Source organism: Stella humosa, assembly GCF_006738645.1.
GTDB lineage: Bacteria > Pseudomonadota > Alphaproteobacteria > ATCC43930 > Allostellaceae > Allostella > Allostella humosa.
Window position 1 is genome coordinate 64,647 of record NZ_AP019700.1, and the last position, 24,277, is coordinate 88,923.

The 24,277-nt window shown below is 70.1% G+C and carries 22 protein-coding genes and 2 tRNA genes; 8 read left to right on the plus strand and 16 right to left on the minus strand.

The features are described from left to right. Positions 1-82 precede the first annotated feature (82 nt). Positions 83-1,105: an NAD(P)/FAD-dependent oxidoreductase gene (locus STVA_RS00310; RefSeq protein WP_123690080.1), complete on the plus strand. Its 1,023-nt coding sequence runs from the start codon at positions 83-85 to the stop codon at positions 1,103-1,105. A gap of 33 nt (positions 1,106-1,138) precedes the next feature. On the opposite strand, the gene STVA_RS00315 is transcribed toward STVA_RS00310, so the two are convergent. From STVA_RS00315 to aroA, 8 genes are all read right to left on the minus strand, one after another. After that, positions 1,139-1,783, minus strand: a complete 645-nt coding sequence (locus STVA_RS00315; RefSeq protein ID WP_123690079.1) for a phosphoribosylanthranilate isomerase — start codon at positions 1,781-1,783, stop codon at positions 1,139-1,141. A gap of 2 nt (positions 1,784-1,785) precedes the next feature. Beyond that, on the minus strand, positions 1,786-2,757 hold the full coding sequence (lhpI, locus tag STVA_RS00320) for a bifunctional Delta(1)-pyrroline-2-carboxylate/Delta(1)-piperideine-2-carboxylate reductase (RefSeq protein ID WP_123690078.1): 972 nt from the start codon (positions 2,755-2,757) through the stop codon (positions 1,786-1,788). Between the two features lie 21 nt (positions 2,758-2,778). Further along, positions 2,779-3,147, minus strand: a complete 369-nt coding sequence (locus STVA_RS00325) for a lipopolysaccharide assembly protein LapA domain-containing protein (protein WP_123690077.1) — start codon at positions 3,145-3,147, stop codon at positions 2,779-2,781. A gap of 12 nt (positions 3,148-3,159) precedes the next feature. Next, positions 3,160-3,444, minus strand: a complete 285-nt coding sequence (ihfB, locus tag STVA_RS00330; RefSeq protein ID WP_123690076.1) for an integration host factor subunit beta — start codon at positions 3,442-3,444, stop codon at positions 3,160-3,162. Between the two features lie 58 nt (positions 3,445-3,502). After that, a complete protein-coding gene (sppA, locus tag STVA_RS00335) occupies positions 3,503-4,423 on the minus strand; it encodes a signal peptide peptidase SppA (protein ID WP_123690075.1) in 921 nt (306 codons plus the stop codon). Between the two features lie 79 nt (positions 4,424-4,502). Beyond that, positions 4,503-6,209 (minus strand): 30S ribosomal protein S1, encoded by a 1,707-nt coding sequence (gene rpsA, locus STVA_RS00340; protein WP_123690074.1) that lies wholly within the window; start codon positions 6,207-6,209, stop codon positions 4,503-4,505. Positions 6,210-6,370: 161 nt separating this feature from the next. After that, the gene (gene cmk, locus STVA_RS00345) at positions 6,371-6,994 is read right to left on the minus strand and encodes a (d)CMP kinase (protein ID WP_123690073.1); all 624 of its coding nucleotides are present in this window, start codon (positions 6,992-6,994) and stop codon (positions 6,371-6,373) included. Further along, positions 6,991-8,364 (minus strand): 3-phosphoshikimate 1-carboxyvinyltransferase, encoded by a 1,374-nt coding sequence (gene aroA / locus STVA_RS00350; RefSeq protein ID WP_123690072.1) that lies wholly within the window; start codon positions 8,362-8,364, stop codon positions 6,991-6,993. Before aroA ends, cmk begins: the two co-directional genes overlap by 4 nt. A gap of 231 nt (positions 8,365-8,595) precedes the next feature. Here aroA and STVA_RS00355 point away from each other — a divergent pair, with 231 nt between their 5' ends. From STVA_RS00355 to STVA_RS00370, 4 genes are all read left to right on the plus strand, one after another. Further along, positions 8,596-8,925, plus strand: coding sequence for a TIGR02300 family protein (locus tag STVA_RS00355; RefSeq protein WP_123690071.1), 330 nt, complete (start codon positions 8,596-8,598; stop codon positions 8,923-8,925). Between the two features lie 122 nt (positions 8,926-9,047). Then, positions 9,048-9,123: transfer RNA gene (locus STVA_RS00360), tRNA-Ala, on the plus strand. Between the two features lie 203 nt (positions 9,124-9,326). Continuing rightward, positions 9,327-9,791, plus strand: coding sequence for an Hsp20 family protein (locus STVA_RS00365; RefSeq protein ID WP_123690070.1), 465 nt, complete (start codon positions 9,327-9,329; stop codon positions 9,789-9,791). A gap of 42 nt (positions 9,792-9,833) precedes the next feature. Continuing rightward, positions 9,834-10,049 carry a DUF1150 family protein gene (locus STVA_RS00370; protein WP_123690069.1) on the plus strand — a complete coding sequence of 72 codons (216 nt, stop codon included), beginning with the start codon at positions 9,834-9,836 and terminating at the stop codon, positions 10,047-10,049. Between the two features lie 66 nt (positions 10,050-10,115). Here the strand turns inward: STVA_RS00370 and ptsN are convergent, their stop codons facing one another. The 8 genes from ptsN to STVA_RS00410 all read right to left on the minus strand — a co-directional run bounded on the left by ptsN (position 10,116) and on the right by STVA_RS00410 (position 16,925). Further along, positions 10,116-10,580 (minus strand): PTS IIA-like nitrogen regulatory protein PtsN, encoded by a 465-nt coding sequence (gene ptsN / locus STVA_RS00375; protein WP_123690068.1) that lies wholly within the window; start codon positions 10,578-10,580, stop codon positions 10,116-10,118. 373 nt (positions 10,581-10,953) lie between these two features. Continuing rightward, positions 10,954-12,438: an RNA polymerase factor sigma-54 gene (gene rpoN, locus STVA_RS00380; protein WP_123690067.1), complete on the minus strand. Its 1,485-nt coding sequence runs from the start codon at positions 12,436-12,438 to the stop codon at positions 10,954-10,956. Between the two features lie 11 nt (positions 12,439-12,449). Next, the gene (gene lptB / locus STVA_RS00385; protein WP_123690066.1) at positions 12,450-13,226 is read right to left on the minus strand and encodes an LPS export ABC transporter ATP-binding protein; all 777 of its coding nucleotides are present in this window, start codon (positions 13,224-13,226) and stop codon (positions 12,450-12,452) included. Beyond that, positions 13,223-14,164, minus strand: a complete 942-nt coding sequence (locus STVA_RS00390) for an LptA/OstA family protein (protein ID WP_123690065.1) — start codon at positions 14,162-14,164, stop codon at positions 13,223-13,225. Before STVA_RS00390 ends, lptB begins: the two co-directional genes overlap by 4 nt. After that, the gene (gene lptC, locus STVA_RS00395) at positions 14,161-14,946 is read right to left on the minus strand and encodes an LPS export ABC transporter periplasmic protein LptC (protein ID WP_123690064.1); all 786 of its coding nucleotides are present in this window, start codon (positions 14,944-14,946) and stop codon (positions 14,161-14,163) included. Before lptC ends, STVA_RS00390 begins: the two co-directional genes overlap by 4 nt. Before the next feature lie 5 nt (positions 14,947-14,951). After that, complete coding sequence (locus STVA_RS00400) at positions 14,952-15,950, minus strand: KpsF/GutQ family sugar-phosphate isomerase (RefSeq protein WP_123690063.1); 999 nt, start codon at positions 15,948-15,950, stop codon at positions 14,952-14,954. A 213-nt stretch (positions 15,951-16,163) separates the two neighbouring features. Then, the gene (locus STVA_RS00405; RefSeq protein ID WP_123690062.1) at positions 16,164-16,775 is read right to left on the minus strand and encodes a ribonuclease D; all 612 of its coding nucleotides are present in this window, start codon (positions 16,773-16,775) and stop codon (positions 16,164-16,166) included. Between the two features lie 63 nt (positions 16,776-16,838). Continuing rightward, positions 16,839-16,925: transfer RNA gene (locus STVA_RS00410), tRNA-Leu, on the minus strand. 181 nt (positions 16,926-17,106) lie between these two features. Between STVA_RS00410 and STVA_RS00415 the strand changes: the two genes are divergently transcribed. From STVA_RS00415 to gltB, 3 genes are all read left to right on the plus strand, one after another. After that, entirely contained in the window at positions 17,107-18,045 is a 939-nt protein-coding gene (locus STVA_RS00415; RefSeq protein ID WP_123690061.1) for a complex I NDUFA9 subunit family protein, read from the plus strand. Between the two features lie 214 nt (positions 18,046-18,259). Further along, positions 18,260-19,699, plus strand: a complete 1,440-nt coding sequence (locus STVA_RS00420; protein ID WP_123690060.1) for an NAD(P)-dependent oxidoreductase — start codon at positions 18,260-18,262, stop codon at positions 19,697-19,699. A gap of 15 nt (positions 19,700-19,714) precedes the next feature. Next, on the plus strand, positions 19,715-24,268 hold the full coding sequence (gene gltB, locus STVA_RS00425) for a glutamate synthase large subunit (protein WP_123690059.1): 4,554 nt from the start codon (positions 19,715-19,717) through the stop codon (positions 24,266-24,268). Positions 24,269-24,277 lie beyond the last annotated feature (9 nt).

Consider the following 24,277-nt stretch of genomic DNA (forward strand, 5'->3'; position numbering starts at 1 on the left):
GTTGCGGAGTTCGGAAGTCGCCATCATGTTACGGCGAATTCGCCGCCAAGCCTTCGTTCTAGATCCCAGGCCGGGAGTCGCCATGTCAAGCGCCGCACACGAGACCGACGTCGTCATCATCGGCGCCGGCCCCGTCGGACTGTTCGCCATCTTCGAATGCGGCATGCTGCGCATGCGCTGCCACGTGGTGGACGCCCTCGACACGGCGGGCGGCCAGTGCGCGGCGCTCTATCCCGAAAAGCCGATCTACGACATCCCGGGCCATCCCCGGATCGATGCCGCCGACCTGATCGACCGGCTGGTGGAGCAGGCCGCACCCTTTTCTCCGGTCTATCACCTGGGCCAGCAGGTGACGGCGCTGGTGCAGGACGGCGAGCGGTTCCATGTCGAGACCTCGACCGGCACCCGCATCACCGCGCGCGCCGTCGTCGTCGCGGCCGGCGTCGGCGCCTTTGGCCCCAACCGCCCGCCGCTCGACGGGATCGAGGCCTATGAGGGACGCAGCGTCTTCTACATGGTGAAGCGGCGCGAGGACATGCGCGGCAAGCGCGTCGTCATTGCCGGCGGCGGCGATTCGGCGGTCGACTGGGCGCTGGCGCTGGCCGGCATCGCCGCCAGCATCATGGTCGTGCACCGCCGGCCCAAGTTCCGCGCGGCACCCGAAATGGCCGCCCGCCTCGACCAGCTGGCCCGCGACGGCGCGATCGAGCTGGTCGTGCCCTACCAGCTGCACGCCCTGGCCGGGGCCGGCGGCATGCTGACCGGGGTCGACGTCGCGACGCTGGACGGGGTGGTGCGCCGCCTCGATGCCGATGTCCTGCTGCCCTTCTTCGGGCTGGCCATGAACCTCGGGCCGATCGCCGAATGGGGTCTCGACCTCGACCGCAGCCACATCGCGGTCGAGCCGTCGACCTGCGCCAGCAGCGTGCCCGGCATCCATGCGGTGGGCGACATCGCCAGCTATCCCGGCAAGCTGAAGCTGATCCTGTCGGGTTTCGCCGAGGCCGCCGCCGCCGCCCACGCCATCCGCGGCCGCATCTTCCCGGGCGAGGTGCTGCATTTCGAGTATTCGACCACCCAGGGCGTGCCGGGCCTCGCTGCGTGACGGAGCGCCAGGCGCAACGGTGGCAGGGTTACCCTAAAGCGCGCGGGCAGCGGCCAGGAAGGCGGCGATCCTGGCCGGGTTCTTGACGCCCGGCGCATCCTCCACGCCCGACGATACGTCGACCGCGTCGGCACCCGTCATGCGCACCGCCGCGGCCAGGTTGTCGACCGTCAGGCCACCCGACAGCATCCAGGGCACGGCCCATTGCCGGCCGGCCAGCAGGCGCCAGTCGAAGGGCAGGCCGTTGCCGCCGGGCAGCGCGTCGGCGCGCCTGGGCGGCTTGGCGTCGAACAGCAGGCGGTCGGCGACCGTCGTATAGGGCAACGCGCCCGCCACGTCCTCGGGTTCGGCGATCGCCAGCACCTTCATCACCGGCAGCCCGAAGCGGGCGCGGACGGCCGCGACCCGCTCGGGCGTTTCCGCGCCGTGCAGTTGCAGCAGGCCGAGCGGCGCCTCGGCCAGGGTGGCGGCGATCAGCGCGTCGTCGGGATCGACGAAGAGGCCGACCTTCACCGGCGTGGCCGAAGTGCCCGCGATCAGTCGTCCCGCCTCGGCCGGCGTCACGTAGCGGGGCGAGCGCGGATAGAAGACGAAGCCCAGATAGGCGGCCCCGCCGTCGACGGCGGCCGCCACCCCATCCGGCCGGTTCAGGCCGCAGATCTTGACCGCGACCGGCATGGTCAGAGCCGCTGCACGACGAGTTCGGCCGCAGCCAGGTCCTCCAGCGCGGTGCCGACCGACTTGAAGTAGGTGATCTCGTCGTCGTGTTCGCGGCCCGGCACGGTGCCGCGGGCGAGGTCGAACAGGTCGCCGACCACGTCGCCCGCGCCGATGACCCCGGCCGCGATCGGCTGCACCAGGTCGCCCGCCTCGTGCAGCGCGCCCTCGCGGGTGTCGACGAAGATGCGCGCCCGGCGCACCGCCTCGTCGTCGGCCTCGCGCATGGTGGGCGTGAAGCCGCCCACCAGGTCCAGGTGGCAGCCGGGCGCCAGCCACTCGCCGCGCACCAGGGGCTCGTTGGCCAGCGTGGCGCAACTGACGATGTCGGCATCCCGCACGGCCCGGCCGAGATCGCCCACGGCCTCGGCCGCGAAGCCCTCTTCGGACAGGGTACGGGCAAGCGTCTCGGCCGCCTCGCGGCGGCGGCCCCAGACCGCGACCTGGCGGATCGGCCGCACGGCGGCATGGGCACGGACCAGGTGCGGGGCGAGCGCGCCCGTGCCGACGATCACCAGCCGGCCGGCGTCGGCCCTGGCCAGACGCGATGCAGCCAGCGCGGAGGCCGCAGCCGTACGGCGCACGGTCAGCATGCTGCCGTCGATCACGGCCTTCGGCGCCCCGGTGGCGCCGTCGAGCAGCAGGTAGGTGCCGATGACTGCCGGCAGGCCGCGCCGGCCATTGTCGGGATAGACGGTGACGATCTTGATGCCGACGGCGCCGCCGCGGCTCCAGGCCGGCATCAGCAGCAGCATGGCATCGCGCCCGGCCGGCTGGGCGATCGGGTGATGGTGGCGCAGCGGCACCTCGCGCCCAGCGCGGAAGGCCTCGTCCAGCGCGTGTACCAGCGACGGGAAATCGAGCGTACGCTGCACCGTCGCGGCGTCGACGATGCGCGGGGCGGCGGAGGCGGGGGCGGAGGCGTCGCTGCTCATGCTGTCACCCGGGCGCTGGGGTTACCGGTCCTGCTGGGAGGCGACGAGGGTGCGGCCGCGGCTGGGCGCGACCGTACCCAGGGTGGGACCGGCGCCGCCGTCGCCCTCGGCGATCCGTCGGCGCAGCGTCTGCACCTCGCGCTCGAGGGCGTCGATGCGGCGGCCGCGGCGGCGCAGCTCGCGCCGCTGGATGCCGGCCGAGACCCAGGTCGCCGCCGCCCCGATGGCCAGCCCCACCGACACCGCCGACAGGATCACCAGGAAGGCCGGGACGGTGACGATGAAGGGCAGCGGCCACAACTCCAGCGACACCAGGCCGCGATTGGTCACGGCGAAGGCGGCGATCGCCGCCAGCAGCGGCAGGGTCAGGAGCCAGAAGAGAATGCGCAAAGGGGAATCCCGTCACTCGGCCGTGTTGAGGCGTTCGCGGAGCTGCTTGCCGGTCTTGAAGAAGGGCGTGCGCTTGCGCTCGACCTTCACCGCCTCGCCCGTGCGCGGGTTGCGGCCGACGCGCGGGTCGCGGTCCTTCACCGAAAAGGCGCCGAAGCCGCGCAGTTCCACCCGGTCGCCGCGCGCCAGCGCCTCGGTCACCTCCTCGAAGATGGTGGTGACGATGCGCTCGACATCGCGCTGGTAGAGGTGGGGGTTGAGTTCCGCCAGCCGCAGGATCAGTTCGGACTTCGTCATCGCAGCACCTCCTCGGAGCTTCCGACTCGCCTCGCGGGACGGTTGACCGGCGGATGTCTCAGTCGCCGGCACCGCTGCCAGGGTGCCAAACCGATATTGGACCGTCAACCCTAAGTCTCTCAGCAAAAAGGGTTTTTCCAATGAGGCCGAGCGCGGACCCGGTCCAGGAGGTGGATTCGCCGGGGCGAACGTCGATCGCGCGCAGCTTGCCCGGCACGTCCTTGCTCGCCTCCAGCCAGGCGCGCGCGGCCGGTTCGCCGCCGCTTTCGTCGACCAGGCCCAGCTCGCGGGCCTGGCGGCCGGTATAGATGCGGCCGTCGGCCAGCTCCACCGCGCGCGGCCGGTCGAACTTGCGGCGCAGCGCCACCAGGTCGACGAACTGGTCGTAGAGGTCGCGGACGACGGCGGCGGCGGCTTCGCGCGCGGCCGGGGTCAGGGGCTCCAGCGGGCTTGGCGTGCCTTTCAGGGGCGCGCTCTTGATCGTCTCCGGCTTCACGCCGATGCGCTCCAGCAGGCCGGTGATGTCGGCCGACTGCATGATGACGCCGATCGAACCGGTGACGCTGGAATCGCGCACGAAGATGCGCTCGCCGGCCAGTGCCGCCATGTAGGCGGCCGAGGTGCCCAGCGAATCGATGACGGCGACGGTCGGCTTCTTCTCGGCCAGCGCGCTCAACGCCCGGTACAGCCCCTCGCCGCCCCCGACCGCGCCGCCGGGGCTGTCGATGCGCACCACGACCGCGCGGACTTCGTCGTCCTCGGCCAGCTTGCGGATGGCCTCGTCGCGGGCGGAATCGTCGGAAATGAAGCCGGTCACCCAGACGCGGGCGACATAGGGGCGGCCGAACAGGTCGCCCTCGGAATCCACGGCCAGCAGGGCGGCTGCAAGCACGGCCAGCACGGCCACCACCCGCCATATGCCCAGCCGTCGCTTCAGGCGGCGGCGGTCGATCAGGGCGTCGGGGCTGCTTCCGGGCATCCGGTCAATCTGGCAGTCTGAAGGGGAAAATCAGGGAAAGGGGAGCGGGCGACAGCCGAAGCCGCCGCCCGCAACCCGATCAGTCTTCGGTCTTCTCGCGATCCTGACGGGCGCGGTTCATGGCCGCTCCCAGGATGTCGCCGAGGCTGGCGCCGGAGTCGGACGAGCCAAACTCGGCCATCGCCCGCTTCTCCTCGTCGAGCTCGCGCGCCTTGATCGACAGGGTCACCTTGCGGGTGGCACGGTCGATGTTGGTCACCTTGGCGTCGACCTTCTCGCCGATGGCGAAACGGTCGGGCCGCTGCTCGCTGCGATCACGCGACAGCTCGGACTTGCGCACGAAGCCCGGGACGCCGTCGGCCATGGTCACGTCGAGACCACCTTCCTGGACGCCCGTGACGGTGCAGGTCACGACCTGGCCCTTGGTCATCTTGCCGAGCGCGGATTCGAACGGATCGCTCTCGAGCTGCTTGATGCCCAGGCTGATGCGCTCCTTGTCGATGTCGACGTCGAGCACCTTGACCTTGACCTGGTCGCCCTTGCGGAAGTCCTGGATCGCGGTCTCGCCCGGACGGCTCCAGTCGAGGTCGGAGAGATGGACCATGCCGTCGATATCGCCGGGCAGGCCCACGAACAGGCCGAACTCGGTGATGTTGCGGACTTCGCCCTCGAGTTCGGTACCCGACGGGTACTTCTCGATAAACGCCTCCCACGGGTTCTCCAGGCACTGCTTCAGGCCGAGGCTGATCCGCCGCTTCTGCGGATCGACGTCGAGGACCATGACCTCGACTTCCTGGCTGGTGGAGACGATCTTGCCCGGATGCACGTTCTTCTTGGTCCAGCTCATCTCGGAGACATGGACCAGGCCCTCGACCCCCGGCTCCAGCTCCACGAAGGCGCCGTAGTCGGTGATGTTGGTGACGCGACCGCGGAACTTGGCGCCGGCCGGATACTTCAGCTCCACGCCTTCCCACGGGTCGGCCTCGAGCTGCTTCATGCCGAGCGAGATGCGCTGGGTCTCGGGGTTGAAGCGGATCACCTGCACCTTGACCGACTGACCGATGGTCAGGGCCTCGGACGGGTGATTGATGCGGCGCCAGGCGATGTCGGTGACATGCAGCAGGCCGTCGACGCCGCCCAGGTCCACGAACGCGCCGTAGTCGGTGATGTTCTTCACCACGCCGGTCAGGATCTGGCCTTCCTTCAGGCTGGCCACCAGCTCCGAGCGGGCCTCGGCGCGCGACTCTTCGAGCACGGCACGGCGCGACACCACGATGTTCCCGCGCGAGCGGTCCATCTTGAGGATCTGGAAGGGCTGCGGCGTGCCCATCAGCGGGGTCACGTCGCGCATCGGCCGGATGTCGACCTGGCTGCCGGGGAGGAAGGCGACCGCGCCGGACAGGTCGACGGTGAAGCCGCCCTTGACCCGGCCGAAGATGACGCCGTTGACCCGGGCATTGTCCTGGAACGACTTCTCGAGCTGCGACCACGCCTCTTCGCGGCGGGCCTTCTCGCGGCTCAGGACGGCTTCGCCGTTCTTGTCTTCCATGCGCTCCAGGAAGACTTCGACCAGATCGCCCGGCTTGATCTCGGGCGGGGCGCCCGCGACCGAAAACTCCTTCAGGGGCACCCGACCTTCGGATTTCAGACCCACGTCGACCAGCGCGAAATCGCCGTCCACGGAGATCACGGTCCCCTTGATGACCGTACCTTCGAGCCCGCCGCTACGGCCAAGGCTCTCGTTCAGGAGATCGGCAAAGCTCTCTTTGCGTGCCGCTTCCGCCATGTGTTTCCTCGAGACTCCCCCGATTGGATGAATGGACGTCGTCCGGGAGAGAGGATGGACGGCCAGTGCCACCGGCGATCGACGGGTGCGGCGGCGTTTACCCGATCCTGCAGATAGCCACCGGCCCGGCCCCGACTCTTGGTCGGGACCCGTGCCGGCGATCAGGTTTCGCGGGTGGCGATGTACGCCAATGCCGCCGCCAGGGCGCCATCGGGGTCGAGCTGCGTCGTGTCCAGCACATACGCATCGGCGGCCTGGGCCAGCGGGGCCGCACTGCGGCTGCTATCCCTCGCGTCGCGTTCCTTGATGTCCTGCAGAACGCGCGCATCTATAGCGGGCACCCCTCGATCCCGCAACTCCTTCGCGCGGCGCGCCGCGCGCGCCTCGGGGCTGGCGGTCACGAACAGCTTGGCGCCGGCATCCGGGCAGACGACGGTGCCGATGTCCCGCCCGTCGAGCACGGCACCCGGCCCGGCATGGGCGAAGCGCCGCTGGAAGTCGAGCAGGGCCGCGCGCACGGCCGGATGGGCCGACACGATCGAGGTGGCCCGCCCGACCGCCTCGTCGCGCAGGCGCGGGTCGTCCAGTTCGTCCGCCGTCACGAGGCGGGCCGCCGCCAGGGCCGCATCGGCGTCGGCCGGGTCGCCGCCCGCTTCCAGCAGGCGGCGGGCGACGGCGCGGTAGAGCGCGCCGGTATCGAGGTGCGGATAGCCGAAATGAGCGGCCAGCCGGCGCGCCAGCGTGCCCTTGCCGGCGGCGGCCGGGCCGTCGATGGCGATGATCAAGCGGTCATCGCCCCTTCGGTGCCGTGCCCGCCGGCACCCTCGACGATGGGGGCGATGTGGGCGCCGATGCCGTTCAGCAGCCCGACGAAGCCGGGGAAGCTGGTGCCGATCGCCTCGTCATCGTCGATCGTCACGGGCGCGCGCGTCGCCAGGCCCAGGACCAGGAAGGCCATGGCGATGCGATGGTCGAGGCGGGTCGCGATATGCCCGCCGCCGGCCGGCGCCAGCCCGTCGCCCTCCACGATCAGCGTGTCGCCGTCGACCGTGACGGACACGCCGCAGGAAGCCAGCCCCTCGGCCACGGCGGTCAGCCGGTCGCTTTCCTTGACCCGCAGCTCGCCCAGCCCGTGCATGATGGTGCGCCCGCGCGCCAATGCTGCCAGGCAGGCCAGGACGGGATACTCGTCGATCATGCTGGGCGCGCGCTCGGCCGGCACGGTGACGCCCTTCAGGGGGCCGGTGCCGCGGACGCGGAGGTCGCCCACCGGCTCGCCCGCCTGGATGCGGCCGTTCTCGACCGTGATCGCTGCGCCCATCTCCTGCAGCGTGGTCAACAGGCCCGTCCGCAGCGGGTTCAGCCCGACATTGCGCACCAGCACGTCGGAGCCCTCGACCAGCAGCGCTGCCACGATCGGGAAGGCGGCCGACGAAGGGTCGCCCGGCACCAGGACGGGCCGCCCGACCAGCTCGGGTTGGCCGGTCAGCGATACCACGCGGCCGTCCGCGCCATCCTCCACCGTCACCGTGGCGCCGAAATGGCGCAGCATCAGCTCGGTGTGGTCGCGCGTCGGCTCGGGCTCGATCACGGTGGTGCGGCCGGCGGTGTTGAGGCCGGCCAGCAGGATGGCGGACTTCACCTGGGCCGAGGCGACGGGCAGGCGGTAGCTGATCGGCAGGGGTGTGGCCGCCCCCTCGAGGCCGAGCGGCAGGCGGTCGCCGGCGCGCGCCATGAAGCGGGCGCCCATCTGCCGCAGCGGGTTCATCACGCGCGCCATCGGCCGCCGCACCAGCGATGCGTCGCCGGTGAAGAAGGCGGTGATCGGGTGGGCGGCCACGACGCCCATCAGCAGGCGGGCGCCGGTGCCGGCATTGCCCATGTCCAGCACCTGGGCCGGCTCCACCAGGGCGCCGACGCCGACGCCGCGGACCTGCCAGGTGCCGTCGGCGCGGTGAGCCACCTCGGCGCCCAACTGGCGCATGGCGACGGCGGTGCGCAGCACGTCCTCGCCCTCCAGCAGGCCCTCGATGACGGTCTCGCCGATGGCGAGGCTGCCCAGCATCAGGGCGCGGTGCGAGATCGACTTGTCCCCGGGGACGGTCAGATCCCCGGCGAGCGGGCCGGCGGCGGCGGCGGAGCGAAGCACGGTCAAGGGGGTGCAACCTGTCGCAGGAAAGGGAATGCCCGCGGCAAATCCTTGCGGGCGGCCCGGTCATTACCATATAGCGGCGCCGGGCGACACCGCGCCGGACACCCGTCCGCGCCGCGGTCGCCTTGTGCCTCAGTTGCTTAAAGTCTTTGACAGGGCGCGCCCCCCGTGGCAATCGGCGCCACTTGTGCCGGGCGGACAGCATTCGACGGCGGATTTTCTGGAGCGACCGAATTGGCAAAACCGGAATGGGGCCTGAAGCGTATTTGCCATAGCTGCGGCACGCGCTACTACGACATGCGCCGCCCTTCGATCATCTGCCCGAAGTGCGGTACCGAGTTCGATCCCGAGGCCCTGTTGAAGAGCCGGCGTGGCCGCGCGACCGTGATTGCCGGTGGTGCTGCGGTGGCCGATGCCGCGGTGCCCGATGACGAGGTCCTGGCCGACGACGCCGAGAAGGGCGACGAGGAGGAGGAACTGATCGAGGACACCTCCGAGCTCGGCGAGGACGATGACGACGTGGCCGAAGTGATCGAGAACGTCGACGAGGACGACGAGCGCTAGGCGGGATAATCGCCGCCGCCGCGATTTTCCGCTTGCGCGGCGTCGGCGGCACCCCCTATGAGAGGCGCCCCGGAGCGGTGGGTTCCCAAGCCCGCCGCGACGCGACAGGATAGACGGGGTTCGGGGCTGTAGCTCAGTTGGGAGAGCGCGTGAATGGCATTCACGAGGTCAGGGGTTCGATTCCCCTCAGCTCCACCATCCGCCCGAAGGGCCCGGCGAGCGATCGCCGGGCCCTTTGCACGTCCGGGCCCCGCTCGCGCCGGGCAGGGGCCAACTGCGTGCTTGATGTGCGCCGCGTTCATCCCAAATGATAGCCCACGGACGCGGCCTTCGGGGCGGGTCCGGCCCGGGTGCCGCAAGGGCCCATCCACCTGCTCGCTCGCATCTCGAGGGGGAGGCACATGACGCGTCTATCGTTGCTCAACAGCCCGTTGCTGCTCGGCTTCGACCATGTCGAGCGGGTGCTCGACCGCGTGTCGAAGGCGTCCACGGACGGCTATCCACCCTACAATATCGAACAGATGAGCGAGGACGGGCTGCGCATCAGCTTGGCCGTCGCCGGCTTCACGACCGACGAACTGTCCGTCCAGATCGAGGACAACCAGCTTGTCGTGCGCGGGCGGCAGCGGGACGACACCGCGCGCGTCTTCCTCCACCGCGGCATCGCCGCCCGGCAGTTCCAGCGCAGCTTCGTGCTGGCCGAGGGCATCGAGGTCACCGGCGCCCATCTCGACAACGGGCTGCTGCATGTCGACCTGCGGCGACCGCCGGTGGAAAGCCGGGTTCGCACCATCCGCATCGACGGCACGAACGGTGCAGGAAACAACGGGTCAGAGGCCGCCGTCGGCGTTTCGCGGCGGGCCTGACGGCATCGCCTGATCGGGACGGCCGGCTCCAGGAGATTTGAGATGAATGCGACGGAAAAGCTGAAGCAGCTATCGGTTCAGGATTTCGCCCAGCTCGGGCTGCCGAGCCTGGCCTATGTGCGGCGGGTGATGGTGGACGACGAGGTCCGCTTCGCCATCCACGCGGCCGACGGCTCCAGCATGGGCATCGCGCCCGACATGGACGTCGCCTTCGCCGCCGTGCGCCAGCACGACATGGAACCCCTCAGCGTCCACTGACCGCGGGCGATGTCGCCGGCACCGGGCCATCCGGGTGCCGGCGGTGCTGCCACCCGGCCCTGACGCTCAGGCGGACGGGGCCACGGTCTGGCTGGTGAGGATGGCGAACAGCGCGTCGGCGCGGTCGGTGCCGCGCAGCTTCTCGCAGGTGGCGCGGTCGCGGAACAGCCGCGACACGCGCGCCAGCGCCTTCAGGTGATCGGCGCCGGCACTCTCCGGCGCCAGCAGCAGGAACAGCAGGTCGACGGGATGCTCGTCGATCGCGTCGAAGTCGATCGGCCGGTCGAGGCGCGCGAACACGCCGACGATGCGCTCCAGCTCCGGCAGCTTGCCGTGGGGGATGGCGATGCCGTTGCCCACGCCCGTCGTGCCCAGGCGTTCGCGCTCCAGCAGGACATCGAAGATGGCCCGCTCGCCCAGTCCGGTGATCTGGGCCGCCTTCTTCGCCAGTTCCTGCAGCGCCTGCTTCTTGCTGCCCACCTTCAGCCGGGCGATCACCGCGTCGGGGGTCAACAGATCGTCGATATCCATGGATGTCCTCGAGAGGGTTCGCACCGTGCCGGTACCGCCTTGCCGGGGGCAACTTTCGCGCCGCGGGCCGCTCGGACGGGGGGCGGTGCCGCGGAACGACGCTGCCGGACTGCCAGGAAAAGCCCCACTACTTGGGAAAGCCCCCGGGCGGCCGGTAGGTGCGAAGTTTCGGATGTGCGGGTATCAGCCCGCCAAGCACCGATCGAATGCGTTTCCGTCGATTGATGAACATGTCGCCGCGGCCGCGCCTGGTCCCCGAAGGCCGCTAGCCGGGTGCGTTGAGCCACCCTGGCGCGGTCGGGAACCTACGAGTACCCCATGTCCCAGTCAAGCCGGCCGCGGCCGGTCGGATTTCCCCATTCCCGGCAAGCGGCTAGGCCGGCGCCCACTTGGCGCGCCGGCGCTCGACCGACGAGGGAATCCGCATTGCCTCGCGATATTTGGCGACGGTGCGCCGGGCGATGTCGACGCCGCCGCGCTGCAGCTCGCTGACGATCTGGTCGTCCGACAGCACGCGGTCCGCGGCCTCGCCGTCGATCAGGGTGCGGATGCGGTGGCGCACCGCCTCGGCCGAATGGGCGGCGCCGCCATCGACCGACTGGATCGAGGCGGTGAAGAAATATTTCAGCTCGAAGATGCCGCGCGGGGTGGCGATGTACTTGTTGCTGGTCACCCGGCTGATCGTGCTCTCGTGCAGCGATACCGCGGCTGCGATGTCGCGCAGCACCAGCGGCCGCAGGTGGGCCACGCCATGCATGAAGAAGCCATGCTGCTGGCGCACGATCTCGGCTGCCACGCGCAGGATCGTGGTCGCCCGCTGGTGCATGGAGCGCACCAGCCAGTTGGCCGATTGCAGCCGCTCGGCCAGGTAGCCGCGGTCGCCCTTGTCGCGCGTGCCGCGGCTGACGGTCGTGAAGTAGCGGTGGTTGACCAGCACCTGGGGCAGGGTGTCCGGGTTCAGCTCCACGGCCCAGCCGCCGTCGCTCTGCGGCCGCATCATGATGTCGGGGACGATCGGCTGGGCGGGCTCGGAATCGAACACGAGGCCGGGCTTGGGGTCGAGCGAGCGGATCTCGGCCATCATCGCGGCCAGCGCCTCGCCATCCACCTGGCACAGCCGGCAGAGCGCCTGGCGGTCGCGCCGGGCCAGCAGGTCGAGATGGTCGAGCATGGTCCGCATCGCGGGCGTCAGGCGGCCGCGATCCTCGAGCTGCAGGGCCAGGCATTCCGCCAGCGAGCGGGCGAAGACGCCGGGCGGGTCGAAGCGCTGCATCCGGGCCAGCACCGACAGCACCTGCTCTGCCGGGCATCCCAGCAGGCCGGCGATCACCTCGACATCGGCCTCCAGGTAGCCCGTGGGCGCGATCCCGTCGACGATATGCAGGCCGATCAGGCGCTCGCCCGCATCGGCGATCTCGATCATCAGCTGCGTCAGCAGGTGGTCGCGCAGGGTCTCGGCGCGCTGCACCGAATCCAGCGGGTCGCCCGAGCCGTCCTCGAAGCTGCCGCCCGACACCTTGTTCCAGCGCAGCCCGTCGCCCTCGCCGCCGGCACCGCCAAACGCGGGCTCGCCGCCGTCGGCCGGGCCGTTGGTCGATTCCTCGGGGTGCCAGTATTCGTCGAACTCCTCGCCGAACGGCCCTTCGGCCTCGGCGGCGGGTTCCGGCCGCTCGGGCGCCTCGCCGGCGGGGGGCGCGCCGTCCTCGCGCTCCAGCAGCGGGTTGCGCTCCAACTCGTCGTCGACGAAGGCCGCCAGCTCCAGGTTCGACATCTGCAGCAGCTTGATCGCCTGCTGCAACTGCGGCGTCATCACCAGGGACTGCGACTGGCGCAGCTCCAGTCTCGGCGCGAGCAGCATGGAGCGGGCCACTAGAGGCTGAACCGCTCTCCGAGGTACACTCGTCGGACGTCGGCGTGGGCGACGATGGCCGAGGGTGGACCTTCCATGAGGACGCGCCCTTCATGGAGGATGTAGGCGCGGTCGACGATCTCCAGCGTCTCGCGGACATTGTGGTCCGTGATCAGCACGCCGATGCCGCGGTCCTTGAGGTGCGAGACGAGCGCGCGGATATCGCCCAGCGCGATCGGGTCGATGCCGGCCAGCGGCTCGTCGAGCAGGATGAAATGCGGGCGGGTCGCCAGCGCGCGGGCGATCTCCACCCGCCGCCGCTCGCCGCCCGACAGCGCCAGCGCCGGGGCGCGGCGCAGGTGGGTGATGGAGAATTCGGCCAGCAGCTCTTCCAGCATCGCCTCGCGGGCGTCGCGGACGGGCTCGGCCACTTCCAGGACGGCGCGGATGTTCTGCTCGACGGTCAGGCCGCGGAAGATCGAGGCCTCCTGCGGCAGGTAGCCGATGCCCAGCCGAGCCCGGCGGTACATCGGCAGGTCGGTGATGTCCTGGCCGTCCAGCGTGATGGTGCCGACGTCGGGCGTGATCAGCCCGGTGATGATGTAGAAGCAGGTGGTCTTGCCCGCCCCGTTGGGACCCAGCAGGCCGACGGCCTCGCCGCGGCGCACCGCGATGCTGACATCGCGCAGGACCGGGCGCTTCTTGAACTGCTTGCCAAGGTTGCGCGCCACCAGCCCCGGATTGTCGGCGACGAGGCGCAGGTTCTCCCGCTCGACCTGGGCGGATGCGGTCTTCATTGCCGTGGCCTCGCTCCGCCCGTGGGGGCGGCCGGCTTGCGGGCGGGAATGATGGGGGCCGCCACCGCCGCGGGGGCCCCCGGCGCCGGCGCGGCGGCCGGCGTCCCGGCCGGGGCCGGCGTGCCCGCACCCTCGCGGTTGGGGACGAAGAGGCCGGTGACGCGGCTCGGCTGGCCATCCTGGGCCGGGGCCGGCAGGATGCGGCTGACGCCGTTGTTCAGGTCGACCACGGCATATTCGCCGTTCAGTTGGTTCTGCCCGCGGGTGATGCGCACCTTGCCGCGCAGGGTGGCGATGCCGCGCTCCAGGTTGTAGACGCCGGTCTCCGCGTGGGCGGTCTCGGCCGCGCTGGCGACGACGACGTTGCCGAAGGCATCGACCCGCCGGACCTCGCGACCGCCCTTGGCGCCTTCGCCCAGCGTCGCGGTCAGGGTGTCGGCGCGGATCTTCTTGTCCTCGCGCGAGGCGGTCGCTGCGCCGCGGGCGACGGCCAGTTGGCGCTGCTCCCAGAATTCCAGGCTGTCGCGGGCGGTCACCACGTCGTTGCCCGCGGTCATGCGGATGTCGCTGCCCGTCATCACGAAGACCTGGCGGTCGATCTCATAGACGCCGCGGTCGCCCTGGACGGCGCCCTGGGCCGAGGTGATGCGCACCTTGCCGTCGGCGACGACCCGGAACACCTCGGTCCCGCCGGTGGCGTTCTCGCGGTAATAGGCGGTCAGCGTGTCGGCCGCGACCGCGGTGTCGCCGCGCGTCGCCTTGGCGTTGCCGCGGGCGATGTAGGCCTTGCTGTTCTGCTGCCACTCGATGCCCTCGTCGGCGAGGATCTCGACCGGCTTGTCGCCGCCGTCGGCGCCGAACATGCCGCCAATCTGGGCGGTGGCCGGGGCGGACAGCAGGGCCATCAGACCCGCCAGCGCCAGGATGGGGCGGATCATGGCTGCCGGATCCCCTGGCCGGGACTGGCGGCCGGGCCCGGACCGCCCTGCGGCACCGGGCTCTTCTGCGGACCCTGGTTCATTGGTGCTCCCTGGGGCATCAACAGCCGGGACTTGCCCTTGAATTCCACAACCTGTCCCTTCTGCAGCACGCGGAAACCCTCGGCCTCGACGGTGCCGCCGGGGCCGTGGCCGCGCACGGGGTCGTTGCCGTCGACCATTCCGGTCTTCATGTCGACCCGCGCCACCTCCGTCTCGAAGACGTAGCCGTCGTCGCGCCGCACGCGCACCGTGCCCATGAGGTCGAGCATCTTGCCGGCCCCGTCATAGACGCCGGATTCGGCGGCGATGGCGACGCCGGTGCCATTCTCGAGCGTCATGTTCGCCTTCGGCACCTCGAGCGCCACGAAGTTCTTGTCGCGCGGGTTCTGCACCGCGCCCTCCGCCGTCAGGAGGTAGGGACGGTTGCGCTCGTCGACGCCCTGGTAGCGGGCGTTGCTCATGCGCAGCGTCGATACCTCGTTGGGATCGAGCTTCAGGCTTTGCAGGCGGAAGCCCTCCACCCCGCGATGGATCTGCGGCCAGATCGCGACCAGCGCCAGCAGCCCGATCGCCAGGATCGGCAGCAGGTAGCGCAGCAGCGACACGAGCCGGCTGTAGCGCGCATCGTGGCGCCGCGGCGACGACGGCGACCAAGCGAGCGCGCGCGCGGCCCGTGCCGTACTGCCGGGTCCGCCGGCAAGTCCCGGCGGCAGGCGCGGCTGCTGGGGCTGGATGGCCATCGCCGTCAGGCGACCCCGGCCCGCAGGATGTCGTGGATGCGCAGGATGCCGATCGGCCGGCCGGCCGCGTCGACGACGAAGAGGCAGTAGATCTTGCTCTCGTTCATGAAGCCCAGCGCCTCGGCCGCCAGCGCGTCGGGCGTCATGGTGCGCGGCGTGCGCGTCATCACCCGCCCGGCCGGGCGGCTCAGGAAGTCGGGCGCCATGTTGCGCCGCAGGTCGCCGTCGGTGATGACGCCGGCCAGCACGCCTTCGGCATCGACCACGCCGACGATGCCGAAGGTCTTGGCGGTCATCACCAGGACCGCGTCGGCCATGACCATCTCGGGCAGGCAGAGCGGAATCTCGTCGCCGCGGTGCATCAGGTCGGCCACCCGCAACAGGCGCCGGCCGAGCTTGCCACCCGGATGGAACACCCGGAAGTCCGCATCGGAGAAGCCGCGCCGCTCCAGCAGGGCGACGGCGATGGCATCGCCCAGGGCCAGCATCTGCGTGGTGGACGTGGTCGGCGCCAGGCCCAGCGGGCAGGCTTCCGCCGTATCGGGCAGGATCAGCGCCACGTCGGCGGCATCGGCGAGCGCGCTCGGCCGCCGCCGGGTCATCGCCACCAGCGGGATGGAGAAGCGGCTGGCATAGGCGATGATGTCGGCCAGCTCCGGCGTCTCGCCGGAATTCGACATGGCCAGCACGACGTCGCCGGCCGCGATCATGCCGAGGTCGCCATGGCTCGCCTCGGCCGGATGGACGAAGATGGCGGGCGTGCCGGTGGAGGCGAGCGTGGCGGCGATCTTGCGCGCCACATGCCCGCTCTTGCCCATGCCGGTGACGACGACGCGGCCGCGCACGGCGGCGAACAGGTCGAGGGCGGCCACGAAGGCATCGCCCAGGCTGGCCGACAGCGCCTCGATCCCGGCCGCCTCCAGGCGTAGCGTGCGCCGTGCCGACTGCACGTCGGCAGCCGGTTGCGGGTCGCCGGCCCCCTGCAAGTCGGCAGACAGGGTCATGTTCTGGGCAAGTGCCGTCACAAAATCGTCCGATTGCCAGCGTGGAGGCCAACGAAAGCGGCCGGATTTCAGGCCCGTAGCCAGGGCCATGTTGCTATGCGGAATATGCGCTCGACCCCCCGAAAGGTCAACGCGACCACGCGTGGAGTGGCCGGGGGCCGCCCCACCCGGGCGGCGAGGCCCGCTTCGCCGGATATGCGGTGTCGGCGTCGCCTAGTGGGCGAAAATGTCTTCCTCGGCCCAGCCCGCCAAGTCCAGCAGGGCCCGGCTCGGCAGGAAACGGAAGCAGGCCGCGGCCAGCTCGGTGCGGCCCTCGCGCGCCAGCATCTCGTCGAAGCGCGCCTTCAGCCCGTGCAGGTGCAGCACGTCCGAGGCGGCATAGCGCTGCTGCTCGTCGGTCAGGCGGGCGGCACCCCAGTCCGATGATTGCTGCTGCTTGGACAGGTCGACACCCAGGATCTCGCGGCAGATATCCTTCAGGCCGTGGCGGTCGGTGAAGGTGCGCGTCAGGCGCGAGGCGATCTTGGTGCAATAGATGGGGGCGGCGACGACGCCCAGATAGCGGTGCAGCACCGCCACGTCGAAGCGCGCGAAGTGGAACAGCTTGACGATGGCGCGGTCGGCCAGCAGCGCCTTCAGGTTCGGGGCGTCGTAGGCGCCCTTGGCGAACTGCACCAGGTGCGCCGTGCCGTCGCCGGCCGAAAGCTGAACGAGGCAGAGCCGGTCGCGATGCGGGTTGAGGCCCATCGTCTCCGTGTCGATGGCGACGCAGGCGCCGAAATCGATGCCGGCCGGCAGGTCGCCGCGATGGAGGGTGATGGTCAAGCGACCCACCTATGTCCGGAGAGGGAAAGCCGCGACCCCTGCCCGGAAATTCGGGGAGGGGGATGGTGCCCAGGAGAAGACTCGAACTTCCACGACCTTTCGGCCACAGGTACCTGAAACCTGCGCGTCTACCAATTCCGCCACCTGGGCTCGGGGCGGGTCGGTGGTTACAGCCGCCGGGCCGGTCCTGTCAATCATCCTGTTGCGTCGACGTGCGGCGATCGGGACCGTTCCGGCCGGTCCGAGCGGGTGGTGCGAAGGGCCCCCGGGGATATATAAGCGGCTGGATATGGTGCGTCCGGCGTGGCGCAGGGGTCGAAAGGGACGGTAGATGCGAGCGACAGTCTTCGGCGCTTCGGGTTTCATCGGGCGCTATGTCGTGCGGCGGCTGGCCGCCGAGGGGGCGGTCGTGGTGGCCGCGGTGCGGCATCCGGACGCGGCCCTGTTCCTGAAGCCGATGGGCAATGTCGGGCAGATCACCCCGGTGCGCGCGCCGGTCGGCGACGATCAGGCGGTGGCCGCGGCCGTGGCCGGCAGCGACGTCGTCATCAACCTGGTCGGCATCCTCTACGAGCACGGGACCCAGCGCTTCGATGCCGTCCAGCGCGACGGCGCCGAGCGGGTGGCCCGCCTGGCCAAGGCGGCCGGCGTCGGCCGCCTGATCCAGATGTCGGCGATCGGCGCCGATGCCGCGTCGAAGTCGGACTATGGCCGCAGCAAGGGCCAGGGCGAGCAGGCGGTGCGGGCGGCCTTCCCGGAGGCCACGATCCTCCGGCCCAGCATCGTCTTCGGGGCGGAGGACGATTTCTTCAACCGCTTCGCGGCCATGGCCAAGCTGCTACCGGCGCTGCCGCTCATCGGCGGCGGGCACACGAAGTTCCAGCCGGTCTATGTCGACGACGTGGCCGAGGCGGTGATGCGCGCGCTGGCCGATCCGGCGACGGCCGGCCGCACCTACGAGCTGGGCGGTCCCGGCGTCTACAGCTTCGCCGACCTGATGCGGATGATGCTGGCCCAGATCGGCCGCCGCCGCTGCCTGGTGCCCGTGCCGTTCGGCATCGCCCGGGCCCAGGCTTGGTTGCTGGAGAAGCTGCCGGTGCCGCCGCTCACGCGCGACCAGTTGCGGATGCTGGAGCAGGACAACGTCGCCGGTGCCGGCCCAGGGCTGGCCGACCTCAGGATTCGGCCGACCGCGCTGGAGGCGGTGCTGCCGACCTATCTCGACCGGTATCGCAAGGGCAATATCTTCCCCGAGCGCAACTACCGATAGGTCGATCCACCATATAGGTCCGGTATGGTACAAATATCGATCGTGACCAGCGTCTCCCGGAGGTGACTTGAGGGGCTTGCCGATAAATTAGGCAATAAAGGTCACGATTGTTGACCATCATCCGTTTTTTCGCTCGCGCGCGGGAAAATCTTCCCGTAAGACGGTCCCGTTCGGCCCCTGGTGGGTCGGTCAGCCTCGATGCTGGGAGGGGCGGATGGTGGAAAAGCTGCTGCGGTTCGTGTCGGTTGCCAAGGAGATGCCGGCCAAACGGCCGGCCGATGGGCGCCGCCAGGATTTCGACGAGATCTATGCGCAGTACGCGGCCGACCGCGCGCAGCAGCAGGCGAGCCGCTGCTCGCAATGCGGCATCCCCTATTGCCAGATCCACTGCCCGCTGCAGAACAACATCCCCGACTGGCTGAAGCTGACGGCCGAGGGCCGGCTGGAGGAGGCCTACGAGGTCTCCTCGGCGACGAACACATTCCCCGAGATCTGCGGCCGCATCTGCCCCCAGGACCGCCTGTGCGAGGGCAACTGCGTCATCGAGAAGGGGTTCGAGTCCGTCACCATCGGCTCGGTCGAGAAGTACATCACCGACACCGCCTTCGAGCGCGGCTGGGTGCAGCCGGGCCTGCCCCGGCGCGAGCTGGCGCAGTCGGTCGGCATCGTCGGCGCCGGCCCGGGCGGGCTGGCGGCGGCCGACATCCTGCGCCGGCGCGGCTACCAGGTGCATGTCTATGACCGCTACGACCGCGCGGGCGGCCTGCTCGTCTATGGCATTCCCGGCTTCAAGCTGGAAAAGCACATCGTCACCCGGCGCTACGACCTGCTGGTGGCCGCCGGGGTGAAGTTCCATCTCGGCGTCGAGATCGGCCGCGACCTCTGCATGTCCGACCTGCGCCAGCGCCACGACGCGATCCTGATCGCGACCGGCGTCTACAAGGCGCGCGACATGCAGATGCCGGGCGTGGGCCTGCCCAGCGTCGTGCCGGCGCTGGACTACCTGACGGCCAGCAACCGCAAGGGCTTCGGCGACGCGGTGCCGGAGTTCGACAACGGGTCGCTCGATGCGGCCGGCCGGCATGTCGTCGTCATCGGCGGCGGCGACACGGCGATGGACTGCGTGCGCACGGCCGTGCGCCAGGGTGCGAAGTCGGTGAAATGCCTCTACCGCCGCGACCGGCGCAACATGCCGGGCTCGCAGCGCGAGGTGAACCACGCCGAGGAGGAGGGCGTCGAGTTCGTCTGGCAGGCCGCCCCCGATGCCTTCACCGGCGCGTCGGCGGTCAAGGGCGTGCGCGCCCACCGCATCCATCTGGGCATGGCGGATTCGACCGGGCGCCAGACCCCGCAACCGATCGAGGGCTCGTCCTTCACCCTGAAGGCCGACCTGGTGATCAAGGCGCTGGGCTTCGACCCCGAGGACATGCCGGCGATGTTCGACACCTCCGACCTGGCCGTCACCCGCTGGGGCACGGTCAAGGTCGACCACCGCTCGATGATGACCAGCCTCGACGGCGTCTTCGCCGCCGGCGACATCGTGCGCGGCGCGTCCCTCGTCGTCTGGGCGATCCGCGACGGCCGCGATGCCGCCGACCAGATGCACAGCTACCTCCAGGCCAAGGCCAGCCAGGCCCTGGCCCGGGCTTCCTGACGGGAGGGCCCAGCCATGACCCAGTTCGTTCCGGAAACGGGAGAAGAGTTCGTCGCCGCCTACCAGGTCGAGGCCAAGCGCCTCGCCCGCGACGGCATGTACGATCCGGCGGAGGAGCATGACGCCTGCGGCGTCGGCTTCGTCTGCGCGATCGACGGCAAGCCGCGGCGCTCGGTGGTGGAGGCCGCGATCGGCGCGCTGAAGTCGATCTGGCATCGCGGTGCCGTCGATGCCGACGGCAAGACCGGCGACGGCGCCGGCATCCATGTGCAGATCCCGCACGACTTCTTCCTGGAGCATATCCGCCGCACCGGCAACGAGCCGGCGGCTGGACGGCTGGCGGTGGGCCAGGTGTTCCTGCCGCGCACCGACCTGGAGGGCCAGGAGCGCTGCCGCGCCATCGTCGAGACCGAGATCCTGAACTTCGGCTACTCGATCTTTGGCTGGCGCCAGGTGCCGGTGAACATCGACATCATCGGCGACAAGGCCAATGCCACCCGGCCCGAGATCGAGCAGATCATGATCGCCAACGCGAACCAGCCGGATCCGGACCGGTTCGAGCGCGATCTCTACGTCATCCGCCGGCGGATCGAGAAGAAGGTCATCGCCGACCAGATCAAGGACTTCTACATCTGCTCGTTGAGCGGCCGGTCGATCATCTACAAGGGCATGTTCCTGGCCGAGCAGCTAACGACCTTCTATCCGGACCTGCTCGACGAGCGTTTCGTCTCGAGCTTCGCCATCTATCACCAACGCTACTCGACCAACACATTCCCGACCTGGCCGCTGGCCCAGCCCTTCCGGATGCTGGCGCACAATGGCGAGATCAACACGCTGCGCGGCAACGTGAACTGGATGAAGAGCCACGAGACGCGCATGAGCGCCGAATCCTTCGGCGACTTCATGCATGACGTGAAGCCGATCATCCAGTCGGGCGGCTCGGATTCGGCGGCCCTCGACAACGTCTTCGAGGTGCTGGTCCGCGGCGGCCGCAGCGCGCCGATGGTGAAGACGCTGCTCGTGCCCGAGGCCTGGGTCGGCCACAAGGGCATGCCGACCGCCTTGCAGGACATGTACAGCTACTGCAACTCGGTCATGGAGCCGTGGGACGGGCCGGCCGCGCTGGCCGCGACCGACGGGCGCTGGGTGATCGGCGGCATGGACCGCAACGGCCTGCGGCCGATGCGCTACACGATCACGGGCGACGGCCTGCTGGTGGTGGGCTCCGAGACGGGCATGGTCCGTGTCGAGGAAAGCACCGTCGTCGCCAAGGGCCGCGTCGGCCCCGGCCAGATGATCGCCGTCGACATGGCCGAAGGCCGCCTCTATCGCGACCGCGAGATCAAGGAAGAGCTGGCGGGCTCGCTGCCCTTCTCGAATTGGGTGAAGAACATCACGGTCATCGACCAGTTGATCCGCAAGGGCACGGTCGAGACGGTGGAGTTCGACCGCGAGGAACTGCGCCGCCGCCAGGTCGCGGTCGGCTGGTCGCTGGAGGATGTCGAGCTGCTGCTGCAGCCGATGGCCGAGGAGGGCAAGGAGGCGGTGGGCTCGATGGGCGACGACGCCGCTCTGGCCGTGCTGTCCGAGCGCTATCGCGGCCTGCACCATTTCTTCCGGCAGAACTTCAGCCAGGTCACCAACCCGCCCATCGATTCGCTGCGCGAGCGCCGCGTGATGACGCTGACGACCCGGCTCGGCAACCTCGGCAACGTGCTGGACCAGGACGAGACGCAGCTCCGCCTGCTCCAGCTCGATTCGCCGGTGCTGCTGAATGCCGAGTTCGAGGCGATGCGCGCCCACATGGGCGACACGGCGGTCGAGATCGATTGCACCTTCGAGCCGGCGGCCGGCGACCACGCGCTGCGCGACGCCATCGCCCGCATCCGCCAGGAGGCCGAGGACGCGGTGCGCGGCGGCTGCAGCCATGTCGTGCTGTCGGACAAGGGCGTCGGCCTCGGCCGGGCGCCGGTGCCGATGATCCTGGCGGCGGGTGCCGTGCACTCCTACCTCGTGCGCCAGCAGCTCCGCACCTTCACCTCGGTCAATGTCCGCTCGGGCGAATGCCTGGACGTGCACTATTTCGCCGTCCTGATCGGCGTCGGCGCCACCACGGTCAACGCCTACCTGGCGCAGGAGACGATCGCCGAGCGCCATCGCCGCGGCCTGCTGGGCGATGCCCCGCTCGAGGCCTGCCTGCGCCGCTACAAGGAGGCGGTCGACCAGGGCCTGCTGAAGATCATGTCCAAGATGGGCATCTCGGTCATCAGCTCGTACCGCGGCGGCTACAACTTCGAGGCGGTCGGCCTGTCGCGCACCCTGGTGGGCGAATATTTCCCCGGCATGACCTCGCGCATCTCCGGCATCGGGCTGACCGGCATCCAGCGCCGGGTGCAGCAGATCCATGGCCGGGCCTTCGACGAGGACTTCGTGGCCCTGCCGGTCGGCGGCTTCTACCGCGTGCGCGGCGGCCAGGGCGACCCGCATGCCTTCGACGGCACGCTGATCCACACCCTGCAGCAGGCCTGCGCCAACGATTCCTACGCGACCTACCGGCGCTATTCCGAGGGCGTGCGGCGGATGGCGCCGGTATCCCTGCGCGACCTGCTCGACTTCCAGACCCGGCGGCCGGCGGTGTCGGTCGACGAGGTGGCCTCCATCACGGAGATCCGCAAGCGGCTGGTGGCACCCGGCATCTCGCTGGGCGCCCTGAGCCCCGAGGCGCACGAGACGCTGTCGATCGCCATGAACCGCATCGGCGCCAAGTCCGACTCGGGCGAGGGTGGCGAGGACCCGGCGCGCTACAAGCCGCGCGCCAACGGCGACAACGCGTCCTCGGCCATCAAGCAGATCGCGTCGGGCCGCTTCGGCGTCACGGCCGAATACCTAAACAACTGCCGCGAGATCGAGATCAAGGTGGCCCAGGGCGCCAAGCCCGGCGAAGGCGGCCAGCTACCCGGCTTCAAGGTGTCGGAGATGATCGCCCGCCTGCGGCACTCGACGGCCGGCGTCAGCCTGATCTCGCCGCCGCCACACCACGACATCTACTCGATCGAGGATCTGGCCCAGCTCATCTACGACCTGAAGCAGATCAACCCCGACGCCAAGGTCTGCGTGAAGCTGGTCTCGCGCTCGGGCATCGGCACGATCGCGGCCGGCGTCGCCAAGGCCAAGGCCGACGTGATCCTGATCTCGGGCCATTCCGGCGGCACCGGCGCCAGCCCGCAATCCAGCATCAAATACGCCGGCATGCCGTGGGAAATGGGGCTGACCGAGGCCCACCAGGTGCTGGTGCTGAACCGCCTGCGCCACCGCGTGCGGCTGCGCGTCGACGGCGGCATCAAGACCGGGCGCGACGTGGTGATGGCGGCGATCCTGGGCGCCGAGGAATACGGCCTCGGCACCGCCTCGCTGGTCGCCATGGGCTGCATCCTGGTGCGCCAGTGCCATTCCAACACCTGCCCGGTCGGCATCTGCTCGCAGGACGAGAAGCTGCGCGCCAAGTTCGAGGGCACGCCCGAGAAGGTGGTGAATCTCTTCAGCTTCGTGGCCGAGGAGGTGCGCGAGATCCTGGCCAGCCTGGGCGCTCGCTCGCTGGAGGAGGTGATCGGCCGCACCGAGCTGCTGGCCCAGGTCAGTCGCGGCAGCTCCGACCTCGACGACCTCGACCTGAACCCGATCCTGGTCGAGCCCGATCCGGGCGGCAATGCGCGCTACTGCACGCTGGAGGGCCGCAACGAGGTGCCCGACACGCTGGACGCCCAGATGCTGACCGACGCGCACGCCCTCTTCGAGGCGGGCGAGAAGATGCAGCTCACCTACAACACCCGCAACACCCAGCGCGCGGTGGGCACGCGGCTGTCGTCGATGATCACCCGGCGCTTCGGCATGACCGGGCTGCAGCCGGGCCACATCACCGTGCGCCTGCGCGGCTCGGCCGGTCAGTCTCTTGGGGCATTCGCCGTGCAGGGGCTGAAGCTCGAGGTGTTCGGCGACGCCAACGACTATGTCGGCAAGGGCCTGTCGGGCGGCACCATCGTGCTGCGGCCGATGACGGCGAGCCCGCTCGTGACCAACGAGAACACGATCATCGGCAACACCGTGCTCTATGGCGCGACGGCGGGCCGGCTGTTCGCGGCGGGCCAGGCGGGCGAGCGCTTCGCCGTCCGCAACTCGGGCGCCACGGCGGTGGTCGAGGGCTGCGGCTCGAACGGCTGCGAGTACATGACGGCCGGCACCTGCGTCGTGCTGGGCGGGGTCGGCGACAATTTCGGCGCCGGCATGACGGGCGGCATGGCCTTCATCTACGACCGCGAGGGCCACTTCCCGGTGCGCGTCAACCCCGAGACGCTGCTGTGGGGCCGGGTCGAGATGCCCCATTGGGAAGGCGTGCTGCGCGACCTGATCGCGGAGCACGTCCGCGAGACCCAGTCGCGCTTCGCAGCCCAGCTCCTGAACGACTGGCAGACCGAGATCGGGCACTTCTGGCAGGTCGTGCCCAAGGAGGTGGCGGCCAAGCTGGCCCAGCCCTTCCAGCGGCCGGAGGCCCAGGCGGTCGCCGGCGACTGACGCGGTCCG

What these genes read in the sequence shown, in the direction of transcription:
- lptB (WP_123690066.1), bottom strand. Translation starts at nt 13,226, where the DNA reads ATGAAGACCGCATCCGCCCAGGTCGAGCGGGAGAACCTGCGCCTCGTC.
- ihfB (WP_123690076.1), bottom strand. Translation starts at nt 3,444, where the DNA reads ATGACGAAGTCCGAACTGATCCTGCGGCTGGCGGAACTCAACCCCCAC.
- STVA_RS00400 (WP_123690063.1), bottom strand. Translation starts at nt 15,950, where the DNA reads ATGACCCTGTCTGCCGACTTGCAGGGGGCCGGCGACCCGCAACCGGCT.
- STVA_RS00370 (WP_123690069.1), top strand. Translation starts at nt 9,834, where the DNA reads ATGAATGCGACGGAAAAGCTGAAGCAGCTATCGGTTCAGGATTTCGCC.
- ptsN (WP_123690068.1), bottom strand. Translation starts at nt 10,580, where the DNA reads ATGGATATCGACGATCTGTTGACCCCCGACGCGGTGATCGCCCGGCTG.
- gltB (WP_123690059.1), top strand. Translation starts at nt 19,715, where the DNA reads ATGACCCAGTTCGTTCCGGAAACGGGAGAAGAGTTCGTCGCCGCCTAC.
- rpsA (WP_123690074.1), bottom strand. Translation starts at nt 6,209, where the DNA reads ATGGCGGAAGCGGCACGCAAAGAGAGCTTTGCCGATCTCCTGAACGAG.
- lhpI (WP_123690078.1), bottom strand. Translation starts at nt 2,757, where the DNA reads ATGAGCAGCGACGCCTCCGCCCCCGCCTCCGCCGCCCCGCGCATCGTC.
- rpoN (WP_123690067.1), bottom strand. Translation starts at nt 12,438, where the DNA reads ATGCTGCTCGCGCCGAGACTGGAGCTGCGCCAGTCGCAGTCCCTGGTG.
- STVA_RS00420 (WP_123690060.1), top strand. Translation starts at nt 18,260, where the DNA reads ATGGTGGAAAAGCTGCTGCGGTTCGTGTCGGTTGCCAAGGAGATGCCG.
- STVA_RS00415 (WP_123690061.1), top strand. Translation starts at nt 17,107, where the DNA reads ATGCGAGCGACAGTCTTCGGCGCTTCGGGTTTCATCGGGCGCTATGTC.
- STVA_RS00310 (WP_123690080.1), top strand. Translation starts at nt 83, where the DNA reads ATGTCAAGCGCCGCACACGAGACCGACGTCGTCATCATCGGCGCCGGC.
- lptC (WP_123690064.1), bottom strand. Translation starts at nt 14,946, where the DNA reads ATGGCCATCCAGCCCCAGCAGCCGCGCCTGCCGCCGGGACTTGCCGGC.
- STVA_RS00390 (WP_123690065.1), bottom strand. Translation starts at nt 14,164, where the DNA reads ATGATCCGCCCCATCCTGGCGCTGGCGGGTCTGATGGCCCTGCTGTCC.
- sppA (WP_123690075.1), bottom strand. Translation starts at nt 4,423, where the DNA reads ATGCCCGGAAGCAGCCCCGACGCCCTGATCGACCGCCGCCGCCTGAAG.
- STVA_RS00365 (WP_123690070.1), top strand. Translation starts at nt 9,327, where the DNA reads ATGACGCGTCTATCGTTGCTCAACAGCCCGTTGCTGCTCGGCTTCGAC.
- STVA_RS00315 (WP_123690079.1), bottom strand. Translation starts at nt 1,783, where the DNA reads ATGCCGGTCGCGGTCAAGATCTGCGGCCTGAACCGGCCGGATGGGGTG.